The 9,486-nt window shown below is 37.5% G+C and carries 7 protein-coding genes; 6 read left to right on the top strand and 1 reads right to left on the bottom strand.

Annotation, left to right across the window (positions count from 1 at the left end; translation table 11 throughout):
- The first annotated feature begins 118 nt into the window (after positions 1-118).
- A complete protein-coding gene (locus FJR37_RS17765) occupies positions 119-1,828 on the top strand; it encodes a PP2C family serine/threonine-protein phosphatase (RefSeq protein WP_168466679.1) in 1,710 nt (569 codons plus the stop codon).
- 59 nt (positions 1,829-1,887) lie between these two features.
- Positions 1,888-4,008: a serine/threonine-protein kinase gene (locus FJR37_RS17760; RefSeq protein ID WP_168466678.1), complete on the top strand. Its 2,121-nt coding sequence runs from the start codon at positions 1,888-1,890 to the stop codon at positions 4,006-4,008.
- Between the two features lie 498 nt (positions 4,009-4,506).
- Here the strand turns inward: FJR37_RS17760 and FJR37_RS17755 are convergent, their stop codons facing one another.
- Positions 4,507-5,571 carry a potassium channel protein gene (locus FJR37_RS17755; protein ID WP_168466677.1) on the bottom strand — a complete coding sequence of 355 codons (1,065 nt, stop codon included), beginning with the start codon at positions 5,569-5,571 and terminating at the stop codon, positions 4,507-4,509.
- 241 nt (positions 5,572-5,812) lie between these two features.
- Here FJR37_RS17755 and FJR37_RS17750 point away from each other — a divergent pair, with 241 nt between their 5' ends.
- From FJR37_RS17750 to FJR37_RS17735, 4 genes are all read left to right on the top strand, one after another.
- Positions 5,813-7,096, top strand: coding sequence for an aspartate aminotransferase family protein (locus FJR37_RS17750; RefSeq protein WP_168466676.1), 1,284 nt, complete (start codon positions 5,813-5,815; stop codon positions 7,094-7,096).
- 145 nt (positions 7,097-7,241) lie between these two features.
- The gene (locus FJR37_RS17745; RefSeq protein WP_168466675.1) at positions 7,242-7,559 is read left to right on the top strand and encodes a hypothetical protein; all 318 of its coding nucleotides are present in this window, start codon (positions 7,242-7,244) and stop codon (positions 7,557-7,559) included.
- A complete protein-coding gene (locus FJR37_RS17740) occupies positions 7,544-7,918 on the top strand; it encodes an aspartyl protease (RefSeq protein ID WP_340626535.1) in 375 nt (124 codons plus the stop codon). The genes FJR37_RS17745 and FJR37_RS17740 overlap by 16 nt, the downstream gene beginning before the upstream one ends.
- Before the next feature lie 75 nt (positions 7,919-7,993).
- The gene (locus FJR37_RS17735; protein ID WP_174763446.1) at positions 7,994-9,049 is read left to right on the top strand and encodes a YwqG family protein; all 1,056 of its coding nucleotides are present in this window, start codon (positions 7,994-7,996) and stop codon (positions 9,047-9,049) included.
- Positions 9,050-9,486: the final 437 nt, after the last annotated feature.

Genomic DNA, 9,486 nt, shown 5'->3' with positions numbered 1-9,486 from the left:
GGGGGGAAACAATAAAAATCCAGTCCCCTCCCCTTTGCAAGGGGAGGGTTAGGGAGGGGTAATTCTTAAAATAAAACGGTGTGATCTGGTCATCTACTGCTATACTGATTGCGAATCTATGAATGAAATTACAAATCAAAACCCACTAATAATTAAAGAAAACATCTGTTTTCAAATAGATAACCTGCAAATAGAAATCATCTCCTATTTAGGACAACTCACACCTGATATTTATTACTTTCAAGTCAATATCATATCTGAAAAACCAGGTTTACTGAGAATAGGTGCAACCAACAGCGCACTCAACCAAGAACTAGAACTGAGAAAAAGACTAGGTGACTACAAACTCGTTACCGAACTACTTGCACATAGCCAGGACAATATAACTATTGAGATTAAACCCCAAAATATACCAGAAATTGCAACTATCTTTTCTCCTATCCCAGAAATAGATACAGCTTCAGAATATTTGCAAAAAGAATATTTAGAAGATGAATATTATCCAGAAACAGAAATTAGCACCAATATATCAAATCAAAAACTTCTCCTTATTACCTACCTTCCCAAGGAAAATCAAACCCTAGAAACTTGGCTAAAAACCGAATATTCTTTAGAAGAATCAATATTCTTAACCAGCCAAATATGTCAATTATGCCGCTATCTTCATCAAAGAGGATGGTGTTTTATCAATATCCTTCCCCAATTTATTCAAATGGGAACACCTATACAATTTTTCGACCTTACCAGTGCCTATCCTTTGGGTGAAACTCTCAATTCTGGGTTAATAGGAAATTATTGCGCCCCCGAATTAGCATACTGTAAAAATCCCATTCATGAAACAATGAGTAGTTATACAGTTGCAGCATTATTATATCAGATAATTCACAAACAAACCCTATCAACAGACCAAACCATAGAAATACAAATTAATCCCATTCCTATTATTTATCAAATTCTCAAGATTTGTTTATCTTCCCTACCAGAAGAAAGATTTCCTCTAGAACAACTATTAAAAATATTAGTTCGCACCCGCCAAAACATTAGCACACCCAAAATTAACTGGCAAATAGCCAGTAGTTCTACCGTTGGACTATCAATAAACCGTTTACAAAATGAAGATAACTATGGCATTAAACAACAGAAAATCAGTGATAGAGAAACCATCCTCCTAGCTGCGATCGCTGATGGTATGGGGGGAATGTCTCAAGGCGAATTAGCCAGTCAATTAGCAATAAAAACAGTTTTAGAAACACCCATCTTTTTCCAAAATCAAACCATAGAACAATACCAAGAATGGCTAGAAAACCTATTTATTCAAGCCAACGAAACAGTATCAAATCAACTTAAAGATGGAGGAACAACCCTCAGCGTCATATTCGCCATATCCCAACAATTAATAATTAGTCATGTTGGTGATAGTCGCATTTATTTACTACGTCAAGGACAAATAAAACAACTCAGTCAAGATCATTCTCTAGTCGCCATGTTAGTAGCCAGTGGACAAATTACAGAAATCGAAAGTTTAGAACATCCAGATAGAAATGTTCTGACAAAATCCATCGGTACAAAACGCAGATTAAGTGATGGTTACGTCCAAGATCTAAAACAAACTACTCCAGAATTATCTATGAAATTAGAACATGAAGATATTATTTTACTATGTTCTGATGGGGTTTGGGACTTAGTTCCTAAAAACGAAATAGCGGAAATTTTCACCCCTGATCAAAACCTACAAAAATCAGTTGATTTGACTATTAATAAAGTTTTAGAACGTGGTGCATCTGATAACGCCACCCTTTTAGCATTACAATTTTTAGTCAATTCATAAATCCCCGACTTCTTAAAGAAGTCGGGGATCTTATTCTAATTCATTACCAATTATCAATTATGTCTATTCAATGTCCAACCTGTCTCACAGATAACTATGATCATGAAACTAGCTGTATCGCTTGCGGTACACCTTTAACCTCCTCTTCCAGTACATCAAATCTGCATTTATCCCCAGGAACATTATTAGGGAATGGCAGATATAGAATAGATAACATATTAGGACAAGGTGGGTTTGGTATTACTTATGCAGCCACTTATATCTCCAACTCTACCAAAGTTGCCATTAAAGAATTATGGCCAGAAAATGCTGCTAGACAAGGTAATACAGTTTTGTGGCCAATGTCCATTACCCCTGTGCAGCGTCAACAACAACTGCAACAGTTTCAATCAGAGGCTAACTATTTACAAAGATGTGTTCATCCTCATATCGCCAAAATTTATGAGTGGTTTACAGAAAATGATACCGCATACATGGTAATGGAATTACTTGTTGGTAAATCATTAGATAAAATATTGCTAGAAACAGGACCACTAGCAGAAAATCGAGTTAAAAATTATTTTGTGCAAATTGCTGAGGCTTTAAAAGTTATTCATAGTCATAATTTACTGCATCGAGACATCAAACCAGAAAATATTATTATTGTCCCTCCCGATAAAGCTGTATTAATTGATTTTGGCGCAGCTAGGGAATTTATTGCCGGTCAAACTGGGGATATGACCCGAATATTAACCCCTGGATATGCACCTTATGAACAATATATTCAAAAAAGTAAGCGTTTTCCTAGTACAGACCTTTATGCTTTATGTGCATCAATGTATGAATTATTAACGGGAAAATTACCAATAGAAGCCACAGATAGAGCCAGTGCTTTTTTACAAGGTAGTTCAGTGGATAAATTAGTTTCACCCCAACAACTACGCCCTGATTTAAGTTCTTTAATAGAAAAAGTTATTCTCACAGGAATGCAATTTAGAGTAGAGGATAGATTTCAAACGGCTGATGAATTAATTAATGCACTTCAAGGTAAATTTATTTCTCCTCAACATCAACGCGCCAAAGAATTAGTCAAACAAGGTCAACTAGCTGATGCCGTTCAAGCATATCAAAAATATTTGCAACTAGCACCAGATCATGGAGAAGCAGCCGTAGAACTAGCATTATTACAAATATATCTTGATGATCAACAAGCAGAAATAGCCGCAGAAATAGCCATTCTATTACAGCCCAATGATGGCAGAGGTTATGGCATTTTAGGACTGATTAATTGCCGTCGAAAAAATTGGGAAGAAGCAGTTAAGAATTTACAGAAAGCCGTTCAACTAGCTCCTCAAGAGGCTTGGATACAAGCTAATTTTGCTTGGGCATTAGGTAAATCTAGTAAATGGGAAGACGCAGAGAATACAGTAAATAAAGCATTGCAATTACAGCCTGATTCTACCTTTGCTTTGGGTTTGCAAGCTTGGATATATGTACAGCAACAAGAATGGAAATTAACTATTCGTGCAGCTACACAAGCAATATTTAAATTACAGAATCAGCAAAATAGTAATAAAAAAGAGTTACAATCTAGCCTATATCCCTATTTAATTATAGCTTTAGAAAAAGCCGTTGTCACTAAACAAGCTAATGATGTAGATAGAAGAATTGAAGAATTCATTAATCAAGTTCCTGATAGTGCTATAGCTTGGGGTTTAAAAGGTTGGAAACAAGCAACTAAATATTTATGGCAAGATGCTATCAGCAGTTTTGAAAAAGCTAGTCATCAAGCATCAATTATAGATTGGGTATTAATTAATCACGCTATTACTCAGGAAAATTTACAAAATTATCAAAGTGCTATTCAAATCTATGACAATTATCTACAAAAATTCACGCCTCAAGCCTTTATTTTATTTCGTCTCGGTACTTTATATGCCCAAATAGGAGAATGGCAGAAGGCAAGGTTATATCTTGAAAAAGCAATTAAGTATCATCCTATTTATGCTGAAGCCTATCATAATTTAGGTTGGGTATTGCTGAATATTAAAGGTCAAGATGGACAGGTAGAAAACTGCCGAGAAATGTTATCTGCTTATAGTAAAGCTACAGAATTGTATGCAAAAGAACAAAAATTACCAATGAATGTAGGTATTAAACAGGCTTTTCAATTGGTAGGACTCCAGATCCCCGCCTTCTAATATGAATTCATCATTTATATTATAAGTAGGGTTTGCTGAAAAAGTTGTCTGTGAGGGCAGGGAACAGGGAACAGGGAACAGAAAAATCAATTGTGTAATTAATTCTGTCCCATTACTTACTCAACACGGCTTAATAATTTGATTCTGTGGGTAGAGGTAAAGCAAGAGCTTCATTGGTGTCAACTTAAGCTCAAATCCCTACCACATCTCGTTCCTAGTCTCTGACTAGGAATGCAGTTGATGAGGCTCTGCCTCTAATATTATTGAAGGCAGAGCCTTCTAGAATTCATTCCCAGTCTCTGACTGGGAATGAGATGACCTCGCTTGCTGTCTTTAGACCGGGGAGTGTCAATTTGCGGCGTTGCTGGTTAAGAGTATGATTTTGTTTCACGCAGAGGCGCTCCAGTCGCAGAGAGTAAGAGTTTGAAATCATTGATTTTTCAATTTCATACCCTAATTCAGCAACGCCCAATTTGCAAGTTGGAATATCTACTGCTTTTAGCTATTTTTCGGACGTTTTAGGGGAGTAGAATTAATCGGACCAAGAATTTGATTTAAACCCCGCAATTGTTCAGCCGTACCCATACAAATTAGGGTATCTCCCGACATTAAAACAGTTTCACCAGTGGGACCACCAATGAGTTTACCATCAAGGCGGCGTATTGCGAGAACTAATGCGCCTGATTGCGATCGCAATTTGGCTTTTTGTAAAGTTTGACCAACGAAGGGACACCTATCGGAATCTAGTAAAAATTCTTCCATATATAACTGGCGGTCTGTACCGGAGAGAATCCCATCCACAAAGTCTAAAATCTGCGGTCTGAGGGCTGCTGCTGCCATGCGTTTGCCACCAGTAATATACGGTGAAATTACGGCATCTGCGCCACCACGTTGTAACTTTTGTACCGCTTCTTCCGTACTAGCGCGAGCGATCGCCCGAATGCCTGGATTCAGAGTTTTTGCTGAGAGAACAGTATATAAATTTTCCGCATCTGAAGGTAAAGCCGCCACAATACAAATTGCTTTAGTAACGCCAACTTTTAACAAAGTATCATCTAATGTCGCATCACCTTGAAAAACAATATAACCAATTTCCTGGGCTTTTTGGACAGATTCTAGTTCCGAATCAATCACCACAAAAGAAACAGCTTCAGCCTGAAACTCCTTAGCAATTTGTCGCCCAGTCCGACTAAATCCACAGATAATATAATGTCCTGATAATGATTCCATTAAACGCCTTTGTTGTCGGAGTCGAATTCCTTCTAGAAAATAACCTTCAATGACTGCGGCTGTAAATCTATTAACAATATAACCAAGATTGACCACACCCATTAAAATCAAGGCAATGGTAAACAACCGCCCACGACTACCCAATGGATGAGTTTCTCCATAACCGACAGTTGCCAAAGTAATCACAGTCATATAAGCCGCATCTTCCCATCTCCAGCCCTCAACCAGGGAATACCATAGAGTCCCGATTAGGAAAATACCAGCTAAAGCAAGCGCCCCAGCCATTAACTCCTTTTGAATACGCTGATATTTTTGTTCAAGGGTAGAATACACAGGCAATTAAGAATTTAGAATTTAGAATTTAGAATTTAGAATTGAAAAACTTCTAATATCAAGATTCAGAATATAGAATCTTTCAAGTCAAGGAATAGGGAATAGGGAATAGGCTTTCTTCTTTCTTTCTGACTCGGTGACTCCTGACTCGGTGACTTCTCTTAAAATCATCAAAAATTTTGTTCATATTTCCCAGAACCTAGTAAAGTATTACGATAAAAGCTTTTCAGGAGTAGCGGTAGTGAGCGTCCAAACTCTAATTGAACAAGCCATGAACCCCCCGGAGTCAGGTATTATGCCATCTACACCTTTTGATGTTGATAGCTTTGATACGGCTGTTATGTCTACGTACAGTCGCTTTCCTTTGGCTTTGGAACGGGGTGCTGGTTGCCGTGTTTGGGATAGTCAGGGCAACGAATACCTGGATTTTGTCGCGGGTATTGCCACTTGTACTCTAGGACACGCCCATCCAGCAATGGTAGAGGCTGTAACTAGACAAATCCAGAAATTGCATCATGTTTCTAATTTGTACTATATTCCTGAACAGGGTGAATTAGCGAAATGGATTGTTAATCATTCCTGTGCAGATAGAGTATTTTTCTGCAATTCTGGTGCTGAAGCCAACGAAGCAGCCATTAAACTAGCGCGGAAATATGCCCACACTGTCCTAGAAATTGCCCACCCGATCATTTTAACTGCCCATGCCAGTTTTCACGGACGGACTTTAGCCACCGTGACTGCCACTGGACAACCAAAGTATCAAAAGCATTTTGATCCTTTAGTTCCTGGTTTCCACTATGTAAATTACAACGATATTAGAGCAGTGGAAGCCGCTGTTACTGAATTAGATGAAGGTAATTATCGGGTAGGGGCAATTTTAATTGAACCATTACAGGGAGAAGGTGGCGTTCGTCCTGGGGATATTGCCTACTTTAAGCGGTTACGGGAGATTTGCGACGAAACCGGTATTTTGTTGATTTTTGATGAAGTACAGGTTGGAATGGGACGCAGTGGCAAATTATGGGGTTATGAACATTTGGGAGTAGAACCAGATATTTTCACCAGTGCGAAAGGTTTGGGCGGTGGTATTCCCATCGGTGCGATGATGAGTAAGAAATTCTGCGATATTTTCCAACCAGGAGAACACGCAAGTACATTTGGCGGTAATCCCTTTGTTTGTGGTGTGGCGCTGAGTGTGTGTGAGACTTTGGAAAAAGAGAATATTTTAGAGAATGTCAGAGAACAGGGCGCACATTTACGAGAAGGATTAAGAGCGATCGCTCGTCAATATCCTCAGCATATCTCAGAAGTGCGCGGTTGGGGTTTAATCAACGGCATGGAAATCAAAGCCGATATTCCTTTAACAGCCCCTGAAGTCGTCAAAGCGGCAATGGACGCAGGTTTATTACTTGTTCCCGCCGGTCCCAAAGTCGTGCGGTTTGTTCCTCCTCTCATTGTCACAGATGCAGAAATCAAGCAAGCATTAAAAGCTGTAGAAAAGGCATTAGCTAAAGTTACAGCTTAATTCATAATTCGTAATTCGTAATTCGTAATTTTAGGATTATCAATTACGAATTTTTTATCTTGACAAATTTAAACATATCAATTAGGAAAAAATTAATCAAAAATGCGATAAAATATAATATATTTTCAGTAATACATGACAAATTATGCCAGAAACAAAATCTACTCATATAGTCCGCAGGGGCAGAATCTTCCCGGAAATTCAATGGACTCAAGAACAGAAAGCGCAATGGCAAACTGAACGGGAAACATTGTCTCAAGACTGCAAAGTAATTTTTGAGCAGTTACAAGCAGAACTCATTAAAACTCACTATAACTGGTACATAGCAATTGAGCCAAATAGCCGTGAATATTTTATTAATGAAGATCCCTTGTTAGCCGCACAACAAGCACATCAAAAATACCCAAATGTCAAACTGCACGTTTTCCGAATTAATGAAACTGGAGTATGTGGCAAAATATGATCTTGGGTAAATTTGGTGATGAGGATGAATTATTTTTTGAGATAGATTTGATAGCTGCTGATGGATTAGAACTATCAGTAGAAGCTCTTTTGGATACGGGGTTTTCTTGGTGGTTAGCAATTAACAATCAGGACATAGAAGCACTTGGTTGGATATATTTAGAACAACAAACAATGGTAACAGCCCAGGGTGATGCGGAATTTGAAATCTATTTAGGAAAAGTACAAATTGATGGAAAATATTTTGATATTCCTGTTCATGTGGGACAAGGATTACCGGAAATTTTACTTGGTCGTCAATGGTTAAAAAATAGACGTTTGGTAGTAGACATATCATCTTCTGTATTAATGCTGGAATAATACTTACTACAACTAAAAAAAAGACTTTTCAGATATTACCAATATCATTCATAATCACATCTAAAGTTAATTATCATGAAATCCAATAAAATATTTAGATTAAGTTCACTGAGAACGTCAATTCACCTCGACGGCTACAACGTTACCCATTATCAAGAACTACATAAATTCTCTTCTGAAGCCGAAGCCGAAGCCTTTTTTAACGAAAGTATTCAAGAATTACTCACACATGGTTGGTATGATGTAGAATCTGTACCAGTAGATGAAAATAACAAAGATTTTACTCCAGATGAATTGTATGGGATGTTCTTAGAAATAAAAAATCAAGTAGATGAATTTGCCAATGCAATTATCAAACCTTCTATAGAAATTACGCCATATTCAACAACAGAAACTACCTTATGGCAAAGTAAATTTGGTGGTTTACCTTACCTTCCCAAAAATACGACCTATCCTGAAGCACCAGATGGTACTCCCCTCCATCTTTTAGCACAAATCAACTTTTCAGAAACGCCCAATTTAGAAGCTTTACCAGAAAAAGGCATACTTCAGTTTTATATTGAAGCATCAGGTGAAACAGCCTATGGAATTGAAGAATATCCGCAATTAAAACAAACAACTTTTCGAGTTATTTACTTTCCCGAACCAGATTTAAATATTGATAATCTTCTAAATAATTTTGATTTTTTACCCCCAGGAATAGGTTTACCATTAATAGACTGTCTAGCTTTGAATTTCGCTATTAAACCAACTCCCATGAGTGCATCAGATTATCGGTTTAGAACCTTAGTTAAAAACCATTTTCCCATCTTTCAACAAAGTAATCTAACCAAAGCAATGGAAAACTCTTTAGAAGAACTGGTAGATGATTTTCTTAATGAGTATGAAGAAAAATATGAAGAATCATTAGGAGGACATTGTTTAGGAGGATATCCCGCATTTGTCCAAAATGATGATCGTGCAGATTTGCAGTCAGAGGAAGGTTATGATTTTCTGCTATTGCAAATGAACTCTGATGATGAACATTCAATCATGTGGGGAGATGAGGGAGTCGGTAACTTTTTTATTCAACCTTCTGCATTGAAACAGTTAGATTTTTCTCAGATTTTGTACACCTATGCTTGTTGTTGAGAGAACAGGAGTTAGGTTTATCAGTTCTAGCATTGCCTTTATGGTAAAGAATTTAATTTTTGTAGGTTGGGTAGAACGAAGTGAAACCCAACATTAGCGGTAGGATCGCAAGGGGTGTTGGGTTTCGTTTCTCAACCCAACCTTGTATCTTAGAGGTATGTTAGAAGAAGTAATCCGATTTGAATAGTGAATTTACTTGCGACAGAATTTCCATTTATTTAAGAGGGGGGAATGGAGTTAAAGTCCCCCTTTTCAAGAGGGATTTAGGGGGATCATAAAATATTTAATACACGATAAGAGACTTTTCAAACATCCTCTAAACCACACTCTTGTTTCTCTCTTCCTTTGCGCCTCTGCGTCTCTGCGTGAGATAAAAAAGATGTAGTTCATTTACCTAAAAATCCCTGTAAACAGTCCATATTCAGCAAACCATACTG

The organism is Aphanizomenon sp. UHCC 0183, from assembly GCF_009712065.1.
Taxonomy (GTDB): Bacteria; Cyanobacteriota; Cyanobacteriia; order Cyanobacteriales; family Nostocaceae; genus Dolichospermum; species Dolichospermum heterosporum.
The sequence above is the reverse complement of the archived record's forward strand: the minus strand, read 5'-3'. Positions and strand labels throughout refer to the sequence as shown.

Bases quoted from the DNA above. Each gene is read 5' to 3' on its own strand.
- FJR37_RS17765 (WP_168466679.1), top strand. From the start codon at position 119: ATGAATGAAATTACAAATCAAAACCCACTAATAATTAAAGAAAACATC.
- FJR37_RS17740 (WP_340626535.1), top strand. From the start codon at position 7,544: ATGTGGCAAAATATGATCTTGGGTAAATTTGGTGATGAGGATGAATTA.
- FJR37_RS17745 (WP_168466675.1), top strand. From the start codon at position 7,242: ATGCCAGAAACAAAATCTACTCATATAGTCCGCAGGGGCAGAATCTTC.
- FJR37_RS17735 (WP_174763446.1), top strand. From the start codon at position 7,994: ATGAAATCCAATAAAATATTTAGATTAAGTTCACTGAGAACGTCAATT.
- FJR37_RS17760 (WP_168466678.1), top strand. From the start codon at position 1,888: ATGTCTATTCAATGTCCAACCTGTCTCACAGATAACTATGATCATGAA.